19 protein-coding genes and 1 pseudogene are annotated in these 17,327 nt (G+C 63.9%); 16 read left to right on the plus strand and 4 right to left on the minus strand.

Going from position 1 to position 17,327, the window contains the following annotated elements; translation table 11 throughout:
• Positions 1 to 32 precede the first annotated feature (32 nt).
• The 10 genes and pseudogenes from OTER_RS27100 to hpf all read left to right on the plus strand — a co-directional run.
• A pseudogene (locus OTER_RS27100) lies at positions 33 to 212 on the plus strand (sigma-70 factor domain-containing protein); the annotation flags it as partial.
• A gap of 30 nt (positions 213 to 242) precedes the next feature.
• Complete coding sequence (locus tag OTER_RS22255; protein ID WP_237702410.1) at positions 243 to 1,076, plus strand: sigma-70 family RNA polymerase sigma factor; 834 nt, start codon at positions 243 to 245, stop codon at positions 1,074 to 1,076.
• Positions 1,077 to 1,263: 187 nt separating this feature from the next.
• Positions 1,264 to 1,422, plus strand: coding sequence for a PH domain-containing protein (locus OTER_RS22260; protein WP_237702411.1), 159 nt, complete (start codon positions 1,264 to 1,266; stop codon positions 1,420 to 1,422).
• Positions 1,423 to 2,077: 655 nt separating this feature from the next.
• The gene (locus OTER_RS22265; protein WP_148218213.1) at positions 2,078 to 2,296 is read left to right on the plus strand and encodes a hypothetical protein; all 219 of its coding nucleotides are present in this window, start codon (positions 2,078 to 2,080) and stop codon (positions 2,294 to 2,296) included.
• Between the two features lie 340 nt (positions 2,297 to 2,636).
• Positions 2,637 to 2,885, plus strand: coding sequence for a sigma factor-like helix-turn-helix DNA-binding protein (locus OTER_RS25480; protein ID WP_337446957.1), 249 nt, complete (start codon positions 2,637 to 2,639; stop codon positions 2,883 to 2,885).
• A gap of 84 nt (positions 2,886 to 2,969) precedes the next feature.
• Positions 2,970 to 3,410 carry a hypothetical protein gene (locus tag OTER_RS26340; protein ID WP_012377197.1) on the plus strand — a complete coding sequence of 147 codons (441 nt, stop codon included), beginning with the start codon at positions 2,970 to 2,972 and terminating at the stop codon, positions 3,408 to 3,410.
• A gap of 205 nt (positions 3,411 to 3,615) precedes the next feature.
• Positions 3,616 to 4,044: a DUF3347 domain-containing protein gene (locus OTER_RS26345; protein WP_158305511.1), complete on the plus strand. Its 429-nt coding sequence runs from the start codon at positions 3,616 to 3,618 to the stop codon at positions 4,042 to 4,044.
• 1,041 nt (positions 4,045 to 5,085) lie between these two features.
• Entirely contained in the window at positions 5,086 to 5,931 is an 846-nt protein-coding gene (locus OTER_RS22285) for a helix-turn-helix domain-containing protein (RefSeq protein WP_237702492.1), read from the plus strand.
• Between the two features lie 727 nt (positions 5,932 to 6,658).
• Positions 6,659 to 6,943, plus strand: coding sequence for a hypothetical protein (locus OTER_RS22290; protein ID WP_044891952.1), 285 nt, complete (start codon positions 6,659 to 6,661; stop codon positions 6,941 to 6,943).
• Between the two features lie 346 nt (positions 6,944 to 7,289).
• Positions 7,290 to 7,661: a ribosome hibernation-promoting factor, HPF/YfiA family gene (gene hpf / locus OTER_RS22295; RefSeq protein WP_012377203.1), complete on the plus strand. Its 372-nt coding sequence runs from the start codon at positions 7,290 to 7,292 to the stop codon at positions 7,659 to 7,661.
• Positions 7,662 to 7,685: 24 nt separating this feature from the next.
• On the opposite strand, the gene OTER_RS22300 is transcribed toward hpf, so the two are convergent.
• The 4 genes from OTER_RS22300 to OTER_RS26350 all read right to left on the minus strand — a co-directional run bounded on the left by OTER_RS22300 (position 7,686) and on the right by OTER_RS26350 (position 10,140).
• Positions 7,686 to 8,864 carry an alpha/beta fold hydrolase gene (locus OTER_RS22300; RefSeq protein ID WP_044891953.1) on the minus strand — a complete coding sequence of 393 codons (1,179 nt, stop codon included), beginning with the start codon at positions 8,862 to 8,864 and terminating at the stop codon, positions 7,686 to 7,688.
• 224 nt (positions 8,865 to 9,088) lie between these two features.
• Positions 9,089 to 9,232, minus strand: coding sequence for a hypothetical protein (locus OTER_RS26790; RefSeq protein WP_012377205.1), 144 nt, complete (start codon positions 9,230 to 9,232; stop codon positions 9,089 to 9,091).
• A 28-nt stretch (positions 9,233 to 9,260) separates the two neighbouring features.
• Positions 9,261 to 9,716, minus strand: a complete 456-nt coding sequence (locus OTER_RS22305; protein WP_012377206.1) for a DUF3347 domain-containing protein — start codon at positions 9,714 to 9,716, stop codon at positions 9,261 to 9,263.
• 61 nt (positions 9,717 to 9,777) lie between these two features.
• Positions 9,778 to 10,140 (minus strand): hypothetical protein, encoded by a 363-nt coding sequence (locus OTER_RS26350; protein WP_158305512.1) that lies wholly within the window; start codon positions 10,138 to 10,140, stop codon positions 9,778 to 9,780.
• Positions 10,141 to 11,481: 1,341 nt separating this feature from the next.
• On the opposite strand from OTER_RS26350, the gene OTER_RS22325 reads away from it, so the two are divergent.
• From OTER_RS22325 to OTER_RS22350, 6 genes are all read left to right on the plus strand, one after another.
• Positions 11,482 to 11,952, plus strand: coding sequence for a hypothetical protein (locus OTER_RS22325; protein WP_148218214.1), 471 nt, complete (start codon positions 11,482 to 11,484; stop codon positions 11,950 to 11,952).
• Between the two features lie 13 nt (positions 11,953 to 11,965).
• Positions 11,966 to 12,307 (plus strand): hypothetical protein, encoded by a 342-nt coding sequence (locus OTER_RS22330; RefSeq protein WP_012377209.1) that lies wholly within the window; start codon positions 11,966 to 11,968, stop codon positions 12,305 to 12,307.
• A 184-nt stretch (positions 12,308 to 12,491) separates the two neighbouring features.
• Positions 12,492 to 12,773, plus strand: coding sequence for a glycogen-binding domain-containing protein (locus tag OTER_RS22335; protein WP_044891958.1), 282 nt, complete (start codon positions 12,492 to 12,494; stop codon positions 12,771 to 12,773).
• Positions 12,774 to 12,819: 46 nt separating this feature from the next.
• Complete coding sequence (locus tag OTER_RS22340) at positions 12,820 to 13,740, plus strand: helix-turn-helix transcriptional regulator (protein WP_237702412.1); 921 nt, start codon at positions 12,820 to 12,822, stop codon at positions 13,738 to 13,740.
• A gap of 17 nt (positions 13,741 to 13,757) precedes the next feature.
• Complete coding sequence (gene glgP, locus OTER_RS22345; RefSeq protein ID WP_012377212.1) at positions 13,758 to 15,458, plus strand: alpha-glucan family phosphorylase; 1,701 nt, start codon at positions 13,758 to 13,760, stop codon at positions 15,456 to 15,458.
• A gap of 35 nt (positions 15,459 to 15,493) precedes the next feature.
• Positions 15,494 to 17,326 (plus strand): hybrid sensor histidine kinase/response regulator, encoded by a 1,833-nt coding sequence (locus tag OTER_RS22350; RefSeq protein WP_158305513.1) that lies wholly within the window; start codon positions 15,494 to 15,496, stop codon positions 17,324 to 17,326.
• Position 17,327 lies beyond the last annotated feature (1 nt).

Raw genomic sequence — 17,327 nt, forward strand, 5'->3', positions numbered from 1 at the left:
GATCCGGGCCGCGCGTCCAGCATTGCCGCCAGATGAATCTTATCGACAACGAATCGATCGGGCCATCGACCGGCGAAGTCCTCTCTCGACGATCGAGCGCGCGGGACGCCGCTGAATCCGACGGTCGCTCCAGCCTCCAAATTTATCTTCAGGATATCGGCCAGACCCCGCTGCTCACCGCGCGGGAGGAATTCGCGCTCGCGGAACGCGTCCGGCGGGGCGATGCCGGCGCCCGTGACCACATGATCCGGGCCAACCTGCGACTGGTCGTCAGGATCGCCAAAGACTATGCGCAGTATGGCCTGCCGCTCGCGGACCTCATCAGCGAGGGCAACGTCGGTCTCATCCATGCTGTTGATCGCTTCGACCCGCGAATCGGTGGCAAACTTTCGACCTATGCCGCATGGTGGATCCGACAGGCCATCCGTCGCGCCTTTGCGCATCACGCCCGGGCGATCCGGCTGCCGGTTCACATGCTCGACCGAATCGCCCGGCTTAGGCGGGCGCAAGCGTCTTTGAGCGAGCAATTCGGACGGGAGGCGACCACCGACGAACTCGCGGCCGAGTTACAGGCACCCGTGGAGAAGATCGCGCTCTGGAAGTCGGCCGGCGACGCTCCGTTTTCCCTCGATGCCGCGGTCGGGACCGGAAGCGAATCGAGGCGGCTGTCCGAAACTATCCGCGACGAACGCGCGCCCACGGCTTTCACGCAGTTGCGAGATGCCACGACCGCACGCGATCTGCGCGCGATCATCGCCACCCTAGACGTACGCGAGGCCACCATCCTCCGGCTGCGCTTTGGATTGGATGGCGACGAGCCGCAGACGCTCCACGCGGTGAGCCTCCGGTTTGGCATCACGCGCGAACGAGTCCGCCAGTTGGAACGGCGAGCCCTCCAAAATGTGCGGAATGCCTGGGCGTTTCGGGAGCGGATCCGCACCCGGGAGGAAATCGCGCTCGACGAGCGCCATCACCGGCTGAGGGCGGTCGTGCGGGAGTTCGTTGCAGCCAGGCCCGCTAGACGCAGCCGCCCCGTAGGATGGAATCTTCGATCCCTCGGTGCGTCTGATCGGTGAGCGTTCTTCGGATGGACGTCGACGCGGACAACAATCGAATCAATGGAGCGAAGTACCTCTGCGACCCCGCGGCCCGAGCAAGGGCACGGAATGGCGACTCCAACGACGATGAGAAGCCGAGGCAGCTCTCGCGCTTTGCGACCGTTTTGAGCCGGCGAAGCCAATGACAACCAGCCAAGCCCACGCCGTGCAGGAGGCCGCGAAGAAGCTCACCCCCGAACAGCTTGAGATCGTCGTACGTGTCGCAGTGGCAGCACGGGAAGACGGCTTAAGCATCCTGGATGCCCAGGCGAAGGGGTTGAGGGAGGCGATCGGCTTCAAGCTACCTCAGCCTGACGCCAACTAAACCCACGGGCCGATTGTTCCCACGAGGTTGATTTCCGGGCGTGCCGAACCTGGCGTCCAAATTGAACGGGCGGTCATCTGGGGGATAACTCATACCCATATCCATGAAAAAATGCGGCATCGCGCTGGACCACTTTGAGCGGAGAATACGGCGACCGTGAAACCTCTGGCATCAAGGTTGTTCGTGCCGGGCACTGTTTTGCTGGTGGGCATATAGGTACCCGCCGCGAGGTGCCACGCGGAGTAAGGCCGGATGTCGGTGGACCGACTCCAGATCTGAACCGATGGTGTCGCGAGCGCGGCTGTGGCGCTGCGAGGAGTGCGGCGATGGCGAGTGAGCTGGCGTGATGCGGCTTCATGATGGATTGCGCGGCTTATGCAGCTCACGCGCCACCTGGTGTGTCGCTCGCACAAATCTGAAAATCTGCGCAATGATTCTCGAAAAATGCACCTTCGCGTGGACGCGTTTGTGACTGACGCCGTCGCGCCGCGGACCTGCGCTCGCGTGTGGCACCGACATCGATGTGGCGCGTGAGGGGTTTGCGTGGCCCCGCCGTTCAAGAGTGCATGAAGTTCCGCACACAAGTCCGGCGATCCTGCGGGGAATCGCCGCAACGGATTCTGCGATACTGACCGCGTCGATGAAGACCCACCCGATGAAACCGCCCGTCTCGCTTCCGCCCGGCGCCATGGAGATTTCCTGTGAAATCCCGGCGTGGCCGCATCCAGGCTTCGGCCGCGACGGGCGCAGGATTTTCGGATTCCAATGCGACGATGACGGCGTAATGCCGGTGTTCTACCGTCAGCGGCTGCGTGAAGGCATCACGTTGCACCGAATCGTGGCGGCACGCGCGACGAACGGCGACCGGCCATGAGCGCGTCGGACGACAAACCTGTTCCGCCGCTCGCAGACCCTTGCGGCGCATGCCCGGCCGCGCCCGTGGATCCAGTCGCCGCGATTCTCTCGCTTTTCAGTGTCGTCGGGGGCGCGGCGGCCACGTCGCTGCCGCTTGTCCGCGCGGCGGAGCCGGCGAAGCCCCGCACCCGCCACGCTGCCGCGCAAAGTCCCGTTGCTCGGCCCGGACGGCAATCTGCACGAGCTCGACGTCGCCGGCACCGATGTGCCGGATCATCCGCACCTGCCACCCAACGATCCTTCGGTCTGCTTCGGCGTGCCCGGCCGCCGCTGGGTGATGGTCATCGATCTTGCGAAATGTGACGGCTGCCAGAAGTGCACGGTGGCGTGCAACAAGGCCCATCACACGCGGCTTCGATGGCGGCGAAACGCCCACGCTCGAAGAAGTGGGCCGGAACTTCAACGTCACCCGCGAACGTATCCGGCAGATCGAGCGCCAAGCGCTGTTCAAATTGAGAAGAACGATGGCCAGGCATGAGGCCATTCGCTTTCGCGAGTTCGTCCAGAGCAAGCTAGCCAAACGGCGTCCACTGCGCAGCGCCGCGTGACGCGGGTTGAGGGATGGATGGGCCGGCAGACGTTCAACGGTGCGGAACCGTGCGACATGGGGTTCACGTTTCCGGTGAAGACACATGAAAACGAATCGATCGGCATTCGTGACCCGCATGCGGCACGCGTCCGCGGCAGTCGTGTTCGTGGTTGGAATCGGCCTACGCGCAGCGCCAACGACCGGTGATGGCGGGTCGCTCAACGGCGCGGCGCCATCAGGACAAGCCGTGGTGACTGAGTGCGCGACGGACGGCGTTCGGGATCGCGTCCTCGTCGATCTCGTATGTCACGGTCAGGCAGAGCAGGTCGCCGGGCCGAAGCGAATGCATGCCCGTCCGCCGGTGGCGGCTGGCCCGCAGTTTCAGGTCGGGATCGTCGGATTCGGCTTGCGCGGCGAACGGCCCGGCAAACGGTCGTTCGCGCCTGTTCCGGCGGGGCAGCCCTCGCGTTTCGACTTCACGCCAGGCGCCCGCACGATCGACTCCCTCCGCTGGACTTGGGCATCAGCCGCCTGGAAATTCTAGAGCGCCGCGATCTTCAAACCTGCACAGTATTTCGGCAAAACTGCGGAGCAATCCGGCACCCGGCTGTGCGAGGATCGATGAAATCCGCCAACCCATGAAGACTGCGTTTCGTCTCGTTCTTGTCGTAGCTGCGCTCGCGGCCGGTCTTGTCGAGCGCGCATTGGCCGAAGCTGCCTCGGTGAAACTCGAGCTCCTCCCGGCTTATGTGAAGATCGCCGATGCCCTCGCCGCTGACAATCTGGCCGCTGCAAGGGCTGCGGCCACTGCGCTCACCGACTACGCGGGCGTGGCCGGGCAAAAGCAAATCGCTGAGCAGGCGCTGGACATCTCGAAGGCCGCCGACATTGCCGCGGCGCGCGGCCGGTTCAAGTCCTTGACCCTCGCGATCGAGCCGCTCGCGGCGGGTGTGGACGGCTACACCGTGATGACCTGCGCGATGGCGAAGGCGGATTGGGTGCAAGCCTCGGGCGATGTGAAGAATCCTTATTTCGGAAAGTCGATGCTGAGCTGCGGTGAACCGAAAAAAATCGATAGTGCATCGGGCCACAACCATGGCGACGGTTCGGGCCACGGCTGCGGCGATGCGACTTCCGATCAAGGCCACGCCGGCCACGGGCAGCACGGCTGCGGCTGATCGCCGCGCAGAGAAAATTTCCGGTGGGTGACGAAGCTGGAGTTAACCACACGGAATCCGGGCCACGACCCGGCATCCAGCCACCCGCAGTCGACTACCACGGGTGGCTGGAAATGCCGGTTCGGACGAACGACGAGTTTTTCTCCCGGGCGGAGGGGTGATGCCAGTCTGCCCGGTATAAGGAACCGGCCCGCACGAACCGAAACGCCGGCCGCGCCCCCGCATGAACTCATGGCATCTTTGCTCCGCACTTGCTCTCGCGAGCCTTGCCAGTTGCACCCCGGTGCCGCTGCCGCCGGAAGCGGCTTCGGTGTCGTTGCGGTCCGTGTGGTCCGAGGCGATCGAGATTTATCGGCCGCGACTTCTCGTCAGGAAGGGCTCGCTCGAGCAGGAGTCCTATGTGTGCCGCCGATCCGAGGGGGACCACCGAAAATAGTCATGTCGATCTGGTCTTCCTGGATGTCGCGAACCGCGTGTTGCGGGTGGAAATAGCCGACTTCAGTCCTCGATGGCTGCCGCGAGGGTCGCGACCGCCGCAAACGCACGGCTATCTGCGGCGGCAAATGCCGGAGATTCCCAGCGGCACAGCGACGATCGAAGTGCGCGGTCACGACGGGCTGCACGAGGCACAGCCCGGATTTCTAGTGCCGTAAGTCCCGTCATCCTCTTGGCACATTCGAGTGTCCTGCATCAGCCTACCGACGATGTGAGGCGGCATAGGCTGCTCCTGCGTTCCCGGTTGCTAGGGTCCGCGCGCCGGCTACGATCCGGAGTGCCTGTCCACGGCAGTCATAATGGTGAATCCCATAAGGGTCTTCATAACAGGCTGGATTCGGTGAAAAATGAGAGTCGTTCGACGGGTGACGCTTTGAACGTTTTCAGTTTTACCAAGATCGTGGCACAGGCTCGGCGGGCTAGGTGCCCGTGTAAATTCAGCCGCGACGTTGAGGGATAAGACACCCGGCTGGCGTATAAATGCCGATTCCCATCATGTCACCGGATGCCATTGCTCCACTTTGGTCTTCCCTCTCCGAGTCCGCGATGTTTCGCGACTACCAAGAGGCGTTTGAAACAGCCACTGGCCTGCCACTCAGCCTGCGGCGGCCTGGGGTGGATGGTCGTGATTCGGCTTCGCCCCAAAGACCTGTCGCTGGTGGAGCTCCATTTTGCGCGTTGATGGCCCGCACAAATCGGGCGTGTGAATCCTGCTTGGCACTGCAAAAGCGGCTGGAAGAGGAGGCCCGGCTTCAGCCCAAGACGTTGAAGTGCTTTGCCGGACTTTGCGAAACCGCCGTGCCCGTCCGGGTGGGAGACCGGCTGATTGCGTTTCTGCAGACCGGCCGGATCCTCATCGACTCGCCCAGCCGCCGACAGTTCAGCAAGATCAGTCGTGAACTGCTGCAGCTAGGGGAGCAGATCGACGTGAAACAAGCCGAGGAGGCATATTACGCCACGCGTGTGCTCACTTCCGAGCAATACGAATCGATGATCCGTTTGCTCACCATCTTCGCCACGCACCTAGCCGCCTGCGGGAACCAGCTCGCGCTCCGGCGGACGGATCCGGAAAACTCGCCCGTGGCCCGCGCGCGGGAGATCATCGACGAACGCCTGCGGGAGGAGATCTCGCTCGGCGAGGTTGCGCGCCGGGTGAACGTCAGCGCGGGCTACTTCAGCATGCTGTTCAAGAAGGCGACCGGGCTGAACTTCGTCGAGTACGTCGCCCGGCTGCGGATCGAGAAGGCGAAGGATCTCCTGCAGGATCCGCAGTTTCGCATCAGCGAAGCGGCCTATGACGTGGGTTTCCAGTCGCTTTCCCAGTTCAACCGAAGCTTTCGCCGAGTTGTCGGCGCTTCGCCCAGGGTCTATCGCGCCCGGCTCGATTGCTGAAGGAATGCGCAGCGTTTCGTGTAGGATGCGGAGAATCCGGGAAGAGATTTTTGCGAGAATTGCGGTCCAACAAGGCCGTCATGAACTGCGCGATTTTCGCCGAGGGAGAGCGTTCGTCCGCTGACACGCGCGGGCGTTGGATCGGGTTCTCGATCACCAACCAGAGCGGTGAACATTTTGTGTGCCGTGCGAAGGGAGTGACTATGCGAATCGAGCGCGGCCTGGTACAACTCGTCGAAGGCCACGATGGCTGCTTCGTGTGGTTCGACCGTTGTCGGGTAGAGCTGTACGACGGCTGCAGAAAAGTCTGCTATAGGCTTCTCGCGGGTTCCGCATCCCGCGATGGGGCTCGCCTCGCGATCTTGGCCGAAGTCGTGGATGACCTCGCCGGGCCGGCTGGGGAGGAACGAAGCCGCGCGCGCGGCGGCAGCGAGAATCGGTCGGCCCGGCAAAGGCGCCGCCGCTTGCCTCGAGAACGATCTGCGGGCGCCCCGAATGACGCACCACGCGCATAAAAGAGCGGCGACGGTTGCCTGTGTTTGAGATCGCGGGGAAACCTTCGGCGCAAGAGCGGAGCCGGGGCAAGTGGGTGGTTCCGAACGCAGCGGGCGAGCAGCGGAGCATTCGGAACTCCCAATCCTGCAAGAGACCGGCTCGAAACGTGCGATTCACCGTCGCTCCCGTCCGCAGATCGCAACGCGGAGGTACCAATAACTGGCCATCCACCATGAATAAGACATCCGCATCAACGTCGCTGCGCAGGCTGATCTTCTGCTCGCTGCTCATGCTGTCCCTTGGGCTGACATCCTCGCTCCACGCCGGCCCAGGGCCGCACTACTGGGAGTCGCTCCGCAAGCCGATTCAGTCCGAGAAGCTAAAGACGGGCGACAAAATCGCCCACGTCTGCAACGAGTGCAAGACCATCTCCGAAATCACGGGGGAATCGCACGACCACGCCATGGAACTCTGCAAGGAAGGGGCCAACGTTACCTGTCCCTGGTGCAAGGCGTAGAAGGTGATCATCAAACGTCAGCGCAACGATCCTTCCGTGCGCGAGGAAATCGCCTATGTGAACGACGAAGGCGAGGAATGTGCATTCGTCACAAAGGTGGCCGACCACACGGAGCACAAGTAGGTCTTCGCCCGTCGCTTCATCGACGCTGGGAAATGGCCGGGTCCAGATCCTGGACCGAAGCGCGGCGCATTGAATTGCAGCGAATGGAGGAGCCGGCCGGAGTCCCGCGCCGAATATCGTCGGCAGAGGGATTCCGGCCGGTGTGGCGTATAAGGATCGTGAGCACGCTCGAATGACCGGGCGGCAAATTGCGGCAATCTCCAATCTTCGATCGATCCGCGCCATGAACCAGGAATATCCGAGAGAATTAATCATATCAGGCATCCATTTCGATCTCACGCCTTCGCTGAAGACGTTCGTGCAGGAAAAGGCCGAGCGCCTGTTTCGTCACCACGAGCGCATCATCCGGCTTCGCGTGGCGCTGGATTACGAGCAAAGACGCCCGGGCTACGCCTGGTTCACGGCGAAGGGCCAGCTCGCCAGCCACGGACGGGAGCTCTGCGCGAGCGTGGCCTCACCCGACTGCCACCAATCGCTCTCGCTCCTGATCGACAAACTCGACCGGATGCTCCGCCGGTGCGCCGTCACCGCGAAGGCGAAGCGGAACCATCCGCATCTGGTCGAGTTTCCCGTCGCTCTGCCGAAGGCGGTGTAGCGTGCGCGCGGCGCCAGCGTCGGTTCACGCCGCTTCCCTGTCCGTGGAAAACACGCCGGCGCTGCGCTCCCGGTCTGCGCCGTTCGTCACGGCATCCAGATTGTCGCCGTCGGGTTGGCGCCCGCTCCAACCCGCGCACGTGAACGAACGAGCATCGAAGCCGTGCCGCAGGCCGTGCCACACCGGGCCAGTGAGGACCGAGCGAAAACACCCCGGCTCCTCGAGTTGGGGCCAGTGGCCGGAGTGGTCGAACGTGATGAAGGACTTCCCGCGTGGGGCCACGAGCGTCTCGAAATAGCGCCGGACGAGCCCGTGAGTGACGACGGCGTCGTTCCGCCCGACGATGAAGAAGGCCGGAACGTCCAGCTTCGGCACCTGGCTAAAGAGATCGATGCCGTGAAACAGTTCTTCCCAGAAGCAGCGCCCTGACAAACGGACGCCAAGCGGAATTCTGAGCAGGTCGAGCCACGAATAAACCGGCGACAGCAGCGCGAGCCTGAGAAATCGCGAATCCTCGATCGGACAATGGCAGTCTCCCGTGAGGCGGCACGTCCACCGCTCCAGCGCGTCGGACTCGCGCGCCGATCGGTAAGGTGGCGGGCCAAGTGTGGCCAGCGCATCGGCCGCGGCGCGGTTCTGCTGTTCGCGGGCGAGCGTGCGTGCCATCTGAAACCGCATCTGCTCCGCAACCCGCAGGTTGGTGACCTGACCGAGGCCGACGAACGCCGCAACGAGATGCGGATACCGCGATGCGACGATCGCGCCCAGCGCCGAGCCCCACGAGTGTCCCGCCAGCACCAGCCGGCTTTTCCCGAACCGTTCCAGCAGCCACAGGATCAGATCGTGGGTATCCGATACGAACTGCTCGGCGGAAAAGTGCGCACCTCGCAACGAGGGCGAATACGACTTGCCAGCGCCGCGCTGGTCCCAATTCACCACGAGGAACCATCTGGCGAGGTCCGCGTTCACATGCGCAAACGGCATGTGCGGCAGTCCCGGCCCGCCATGCAGGAACAGCAGCAGCGGCAGGCCGGCATCCTCGCCGTGGACGTGAATCGCCTGCGGAACCCCGCCGAGCACGACGGTCTGGAGGAACTCGATTCGCCGCGGATGCGGGTCAAGAGAGGCGATCGTGACGTTTTCCGGGTCTGCCCAAACAGGGGCGATCGCTTTGTTCTCCGTTGGGTCGCTGAGGCGTATCATGGTGAGCGGCACAGGAGCCATTGACGACGGCACGCGGCAGCGGCGGCTTTAGCGGCTGGGCGCAGATCGTAAAATCTGCGCAGTTTTTTCCCGTCCCGAAAAAAATGCGCCGCCCTTCTCGGGCGGCGGCGTGAGTAGGGGCGCACCTTGGTGCGCCCTCGGGCGTCGCAAGCGACGCCCCTACGAGGACATGGTCGAATCGAAGCCGGGGACTGCTCGCGCGATCAGCCGGCGTTGCTCGGGGCTTTGAGGGAAGAGTGGTGATGCCCGCCGCCACCGCCGCCGGGCATGGTGCCGCAGCCGGACAGGATCGCGAGGCCGAGCGCGGCGCAAATCAAGAGAAGCCAACGAGTAGGTTTGGATTTCATAGGGGAGATTCGAGGCGATGATGGACGTTCAGTCCTTCAGGACGCCGCAGGTGGGCATCTTTTGCCCCACATAGGGGTTCGAAGCTGTTTTCGTCGTCTGCACCCAGTCGCTGCCGACCATCGGGCAATTGAAGACGAAGTATCCGTCGTGCCCTTTCGCGACTTGCACTGCGACCTCGCTGAGTTTCTTGAACGCAACCCGCGCGGTGTTGAGCGAGTCGGCCCGCACGAGCCGCTTTGCCGCGGGCGAATCTGGCAAATCCGCGGCGGCGGATTTCGCGCCGGCGAGGTCGTCCGCCGCGAGCGCGGCGCGGACGGCATCGTAGCTGACGAGATACTGCTTCTGCGCGTCGGAGAGCGACGACGCATCGGCCCGATGTTCGTGGCCGGCCATGGCGGGCATGCTGCCGTGCCCGGCGTGAAGGCTCACGCCAGCGCCGACGAACGGAATTGCGACAAGGATCAGGATTCGAATCGTTTTCATGTTCGGAAGATTTGGAATGGAAGGCAGAGGCGTTGTTCGGCGAGGCATCCGCGGCGCGCGGTCACGCGGCAGACCGATGTGGTCTCGGGTGGAAGGATCGATGCCCAGGCGAACGGCGATCACGGCGCTGGATGGTCTCGCGAGTTTCCGTTGTCGTCGCGGCGACAGTCCGGAGATGCCGCGCGAGTTCGACGATGTAGCTGAGCACGACATCGACGTGTCGTTTGGTCGCTCGGTTGGGTTTTGCCGCAGCGTCCGTCTCGGCTTCGCTTGCGTTCGGGTTCACAGCCCTCGCGGCGATTTCACTTATCCGGCCTTCGGGAATCTTCGCCAGCATCGCGGGATCGGTGCCGATAAGCCTGGTCCAGGCAACGAAACCGGCCACATCGGCTGCTGGAACTTGGAAGGCCGGAGCGAAGTTCATGACGGGCGAGTGTGAAACCTGGCGCAGGAAAGGGCTCTGAGCTGCTGCGCCGGACGTGGGGAGCGGAGGGCCAGAACGCAGGGTCATAGGTTTTCCATTAAACGGCGCACCGGCGCGTTTCCCTCACGCTTTTCCCGAAAAACATCAGTGCCGATCTTGCTGCGCAAACAGAACGGCTGATGGCGCTCCCGGCCTGCGCGGGTCAGGGCGGGGGACGAAGGGCTGCGTTTCCGGGAATGATCGGCCGGAGTGTGAATACAATTTCCGCGCAGCGTTTGGGCGGGAACAGTCAAGGGGAGCGGAGAGCGATCGGCGTATGACCGATCGGCAAGACGAAACCCCGAGTTACAACTTCAACGCTCTCCGTCATGAATGCACTTCGCTCTGCGAGGAAGATGATCGGACTGAGGTCGCTTCTGGCCCTCGCGCTCGGTTTGATCACGGCGCACGCTTACGCCGGCCCCAGTTCCCAGTTCTCGAAAGGGCCCGCGTCGACAAAGTCCCAAAACGCTCAAGCTGCCGCGCCGGGCGCTTCGCAGGCAATGGCGTGTCCGGCCTGCAAAACGAAAGCTCTTCTGGGCAGCGCCAGCGCCTTGGACGCACCTGTGTCCAACCTACGGCAACCGAGCGTGCCGAAGTGGGGTCTCCGCCATACGTGCGAACACTGCGGCGGCGAGATCACCGCGATGAGGGGAAAGATGACGGTCGCGATGTGGCCGGGCTGCGAAATGTGCGGCAAGGACGCGGCGCGGTGCGTGGCCGCGCAACGCCCCGCCAGAACTGCCTGACCGTCGCCCACCCACCTCACCAACCGTCGACCCCATAGTAACATCAGTCTTCACTCGATGGATACTCTCCTACATGTCCGCATCTTCGCGCTCGGCGCATTTTGCCTCTTCGGGATTGGTCGCGCCGCCTTCGCCGGGTCCGCTGCCGCGGCGCTCCAACCCAGCCACCCGGTCCCGGCCGCCGTGTCCTCCGAGAAAGCTGCCCACCCGGAACCGCCCGGAGCCGAGAACGAGGTCGGCAGCGCCTGCAAGACGGTGGTTTTGATCGACTCCATTCATGTCTCCGAAAACCCAGCACGGGCGCGGGTCAAGGGATTTAAACATGAGTGCGCCCTGTGCCGCGGCTCGATCATCGCCGTCAAAGGCGCGACCTTCGACTGCATGCTGCGGGATTGCTCGAAATGGGCGCGGACGCCAGCCACTGCCGTGCGGCGATCCAGGCGCATGCCTCCGAACTATGACCTCCATGCGCGGAGAATTCGAGAGGGGGCTTTGGTTCTCCGAGCGTATAAGGAGAACGGCCGGCTTGCAGTCATCCCAAGAAGAAAATCCCATGAAAGTGCTGCCCTATCTCAGGAAAACAATCGGTTTGGGCTCGGTTCTGGCTCTGGGGCTCGGCCTTCTGGCCGGCTCCGCCGGGGCCAGCCCGGATTCCCCGCTTCAGGACCGGCCTTCACCCGCGAATCCAGCCACAGGCAAGGAAACCCGCGATGCCAGCTCGGGCGGCGGGAAGATGGATTGTCCGGCCTGCGAGACCGTCATCCTCCGCGGCTCGAAGCATGTTGGCCCGCCGAGCAAGGGCCACGACGTGTGGTTCGATGCCAGCGTGAGGCACACGTGTTCGCGCTGCGGCATGGGCTCCATCTCCGTTTGGAGAGGGAGGACGATTCACTCGATGACCCACGCCTGCTCGCTGTGCGGTAAAGAGGTCGCCGGCTGCGTTGCCGCCGCCCAAGCGGAGGCGGCGAAGGTCTTCGGCACGTCCCCGGACCGGGCCGAGCCGAAACATGAACAATCAAAGTAAGAATCCGTGACCCATGAAAACGACAACAACACTCTCCCGCTTCCTCGGGCTGGGCTCGCTCCTGGCCTTTTCGATCGGCGCCGCCGCTCCACAAATCCACGCCGGCTCCAAGCCTGCCACTGTCTGCACCGATCCCGAGACCGTCGCGGTCACCGAAATGCGGCAGGATTGGCCCAGCCATAAAGGACCGCTCCGCTTCGTGCAGACGGGCACAAAGCAGGTATGTAATTCCTGCGACGGAAGCTTTACTGTAATGAAGCCGTCCCTGCCTAATGGCCGAGGGCCGCTGCAGCAGGTGAGAATCGCCGCCCAGCACAATTGCGATTCATCCTGCGTGATGCGGCCCCGCGCCTGAATCGTTCGCAGCCCCGAAACAACTCCGGCTGCGACTCGCGCGCGGTCGCGCGCGCGAAGCGTGAGAAATGCGCAGTCTTTCGAGCGATCTGCGAAGAACGCCACCCTCGCGATCAACTATCCTCCCAACCTTCCGACCCGTTTGTCTCCCGTCCTCCAAAACCGCCGTAATGCACCATCGATCCATGAAGAAGAAGAAAAAACCGACGAACCTCGCCCGGGGCTTGTTCACCTACCTCGATCCCCTCGCCACCACCGTCTTCGTTGCCGGCTCGTTCAACGATTGGAAGCCCGATGCCGCCGCCATGATCCAAGTGATACCCGGACGATGGGAACTGGAAGTGTCCCTCCCTCCCGGTCGGCACGAATATCTGTTCGTCGTGGACGGCAAATGGGTTGTCGATCCCACGGCCAAAGAGACCTGCCCAAACCCGTATGGAGGTCTCAACGCCGTTGCGCAGGCGTAGCGTTTCCTCTGGTAAAACCGAAGCCGCGACGAAGCAACGGCGCCCCATGCCAACATTCCGCAGAACTCCCCTGCGCCTCACTCCGGCCGACTTCATGGCCGGCTCGAGGCTGTTTCAGGATTACCAGCGGGCGTTTGCCGCGGCGAGCGGCGTGCTGCCGATCCTGCGCGACGTTCAGCCGGGCAACCTCGCTGCACGGCCGATCGGACGTCCGAACCCACCTCGCACGCGAACCGCGCACGATGACGGTTCGCGTGCGACGCAAACCCGCGAGTGGACCGGCGGTTTCTGCGAAACCGCCGTGCCCGTTCGCGCGGGCAATCGCGTGCTCGCGCTTCTGTGTATCGGCCCGGTGCGAGTGAGCGCGGCTTGCATCGGGGATGGCGCGCGCGTTGCAAGGCTCACCGCCGCCGTTCATGACAGCGCAGTCACGGAGCGAGCCGACGACGATCGCGGACGCGCCTCGTGTCTGGCGCGGGCTGACTATGCCGCCTTCGTGCAGCTCCTCGAAATCTTCGCGGGCCAGTTGGGCGACTGGCATCTGCGCCACGCTCCCGGCGAGATGCCACGCGGGCCGATCGCGCTCCTCCGTGCGAAGGAGTGGATCGCAGCGCACCATCATGAACCCATCACGCTAGCCGGCGCCGCGACCGTCGCGCAGATGAGCACCTGGACGTTTTCGCGCAGCTTTCATCGCGCGTTTGGAGTGATGTTCCGCGACTTCCTGAGCGGCGTGCGCATCGATCACGCCCGGAAGATGCTCGCTCACCCGGATGTGACGATCGCCGACACACTCCATGCCGTCGGCTTCGCGAGCCGCGCCCAGTTCAACCGTTCGTTTCGCAAATTCGCCGGAACCCCGCCCGGAAAATTCCGGGCCGCGCTGGCAAACAGGGCACCCGCCACCGGCCCCGGAGAGACCTTTTCCTTCCTCGCTGCGCCATCGCTGCACGCAGCGGCGGGCTAGATGGCAGCCTCCACCCGATGAATCACTCGCCACAAATCGCCTACTTTTCGATGGAGATCGCACTACTGCCCGAGATGCCGACTTACAGCGGCGGGCTCGGCGTGCTGGCCGGCGACTTCCTAAAATCCGCCGCGGACCTGCGGACACCGCTGGTCGGCATCACGCTCGTGCACCGGCAGGGCTATTTTCGCCAGCGGCTCGACGCCGCCGGCCGGCAAACGGAGGAACCGTGCCCCTGGATCGTCGGCCGGTTGTTGCGCGAGCTTCCGGCGCGGGCACATGTGACGATCGAGGGCCGCCGCGTGGCGCTGCGCGCCTGGCAATACGACGTGCGCGGCCCAGCCGGCTTCGTCGTGCCGGTGCTGTTTCTCGATACGAATCTGCCGGAGAACTCCGAGTGGGACCGGCACCTCACCGACCGGCTCTACGGCGGCGACACCTACTACCGCTTCTGCCAGGAAGTCGTGCTCGGCATTGGCGGCGTGCGGATGCTGCGTGCGCTGGAGTTCGATTCCATTCGCAACTATCACATGAACGAAGGCCACGCGGCGCTGCTGGGCCTCGAACTGCTCGACACCAGCGCGGCCGCGAATGGCCGCCCCCATTTCACCCTCGAGGAGGTCGAGCTCGTGCGCGAACGGTGCATTTTCACCACGCATACGCCGGTGCCCGCCGGCCACGACAAGTTTCCGCTCGATCTCGCCGGCCGCGTGCTTGGCCGGCATGATTTTCACGAACATCACGAGGTCTTCTGCTGCGAGGGCGTGCTCAATCTCACGCTTCTCGCGCTCAACCTCAGCCGCTACCACAACGGGGTGGCGCGCTCGCACGGCGAAGTCTCGCAACTGATGTTTCCGCGCTACGTGATCGACGCGATCACGAACGGCGTGCATGCCGCCACGTGGACGAGCGAGCCGTTCCAGCGGCTCTTCGACCGGCACATTCCCGGCTGGCGCGAGGACAATTACAGCCTGCGCAACGCGCTGCGCATCCCGCGGGCCGAAGTGCGCGCCGCGCACCGCCAGGCGAAGGAGCGGCTCTTCGCCCACGTCGAGCAAACCTGCCGCCGCGAACTCGATGTCTCGGCGCTGACGCTCGGCTTTGGCCGGCGCGCAGCGACCTACAAGCGCGCGGACCTGCTCTTTCAGGACATCCCGCGCCTGAAAGCCATCGGCAAGGCCGCCGGCGGCCTTCAAGTGATCTACGCCGGCAAGGCGCATCCAGCCGACCAGCCGGGCAAGGACTTGATCGCGCGCATCGTCGGTTTGCAGCGCTCGCTGCGCCCGGAGGTCGAGCTAGTCTATCTGGAAAACTACGACATGGCCATCGGCCAGTTCCTCACCTCGGGCGTGGACGTCTGGCTCAACACTCCGGCGCCGCCGCTCGAAGCTTCCGGCACCAGCGGCATGAAGGCCGCGCTCAACGGTGTGCCCAGCCTCAGCGTCCTCGACGGTTGGTGGGTCGAAGGCCACGTCGAGGGCGTGACCGGCTGGGCAATCGGCAAACCGTGGTCGGCGGTGCCCAACGGAGACACGCACGACGGCAATCACGACGGCGCGTCGCTGTATGAGAAGCTGGAAGAACAGGTGGTGCCGTGGTTCAGCCGCCGGCATAACGCGTTCACCGATGTCATGCGTCATGCCATCGCGATGAACGGCTCGTTCTTTAACACACACCGCATGCTCAACCAATACGCGCACAAAGCGTATCTCGCCTGATGCGCTACGGCATGAGCATCCGGGCTGTTTCACCCATGAGTGGCCAACTTCCTCATCCGACAATCGCCGCCACGGTTCGCGCGACCCTCTCGCGAGTCGGACGGACACTGACTCACACCTCGCCGGTGCGGCTGCTGCTCCTCATCTGCGTGACGATCGCGGTCACGCACTCGCTGACGATGCTCTCGCTGCACCCGTGGCATGCGATCCTGCCGGGCTGGGCGCATTCGCTCGTCGAGTCCGTTCTGCTGGTGATCGTTCTTTTCCCGGCGCTGTATTTTTTCTCGTTCCGCCCGCTGATCGCGCAGGTGTCCGAATGCCAGCGGGCGGAGGCGATCATGCGCGAATCGGAGCACAAATACAGGCAGTTGTTCGAATGCCTCGGCGACGCCGCTCTTTTGTTCGATTCCGCCATGGGACGGGTGATCGACGCCAATCACGAAGCGGAGCGGATGTTCGGCCGGCCCCGCGCGCAAATCGTCGGAAAGCGCTGCGATGCCTTTTTCCCCTCGGAAAAGGCTCAGGAATACCGGCAGCGGATGACTCCACGCGTCGGAGGAGCGACCGCCAACTTGGAAGCGGAGGTGCGAACGTCCGACGGCCGCGTTCTACCCGTTCACATCAGCACCGCGGCGCTCACGCTTTTCGGCCGTGATCTGGTCGTCGGCCTTTTTCGCGACATCACGGAATTCAAGACGCTCCACGGTGAACTACTGCGCGCCCAACGGCTGGAATGCGTGGGCGCCCTGGCCAGCGGGATCGCGCACGATTTGAGCAACGTGCTCGTGCCGGTCGTATTCGCGACGGATATCCTCCGCCGCGCTCCGCGGGAAGAGCAGGAACAGGCTCTGCTCGACACGATTCACAGCAGTGCGGGGCGCGCGATCCAGATCGCACGGCAAATAATCGCCTTTGTGCGTGGCGGCGAGAGTCGTCGCACCGAGCTGCAACTTCGCGACGTGCTCCACGAGACCGCGGAGATGGCGCGCGTCGTATTCCCAAAGTCCATTCGCATTCGCGAGGATCTACCCGAAGATCTCTGGCCGGTCCGGGCCGACGCAGCGCAAATGGCCCAAGTCCTCATGAACTTGGCCGTCAACGCACGCGACGCGATGCCTGACGGCGGCGAATTGCAGTTCGCGGCCGGGAATCTCGCGGAATGCGATCTCGCGCGAAACGGAATTTCCGGAGCGAGGCCTGGCCCTTATGCGGTCTTCAGCGTGGCCGACACCGGCTCAGGCATCCCGGCGGAACACCGGGACCAGATCTTCGATCCGTTTTTCACGACGAAGCCGGCCGGCCAGGGCACGGGGCTGGGCCTGGCAATCACCCGCGATATCGTCACTAGCCATGACGGCTTCATCCAACTGATCAGCCAGTCGGGGCACGGAACCAAGTTCAGAATCTTTCTCCCTGCGATTGCAGCTTCGGAAGCCGAGCCGCTGCAACGGCAGGGCAGCGCACTGCCGGCGGGACAAGGCGAACTGGCGCTCGTCGTGGACGACGAGAGCACAGTTCTGGAAATGACCTGTTTGGCGCTGGAGAAGGCCGGCTATGAAGTCCTGCGCGCCAGCGACGGCGCGGAGGCTCTCGCGGCGGCGGCGGGGCATGGGGCTGGACTTAAGGTGGCAGTCGTCGACACCGTGATGCCGTTTCTCGGGAGTCACGCGGTGATTCAGGCGCTTCACGAGGTCAACCCTTCGTTAAGCATCATCCAAACGAGCGCCAGCATCGGCGCAGCCCGGAACGGTGATCGCGCCGCATCAATGCCGCACGCGTTTCTGCCAAAACCCTTTCTGGTCGAGCAACTGCTCGTGGCCGTTCACGAGGCGCTCCAGGCGCAGCGCCTGCGTGGCAATGGAAAGTGAA

Source organism: Opitutus terrae PB90-1, assembly GCF_000019965.1.
GTDB classification, from domain to species: Bacteria; Verrucomicrobiota; Verrucomicrobiia; order Opitutales; family Opitutaceae; genus Opitutus; species Opitutus terrae.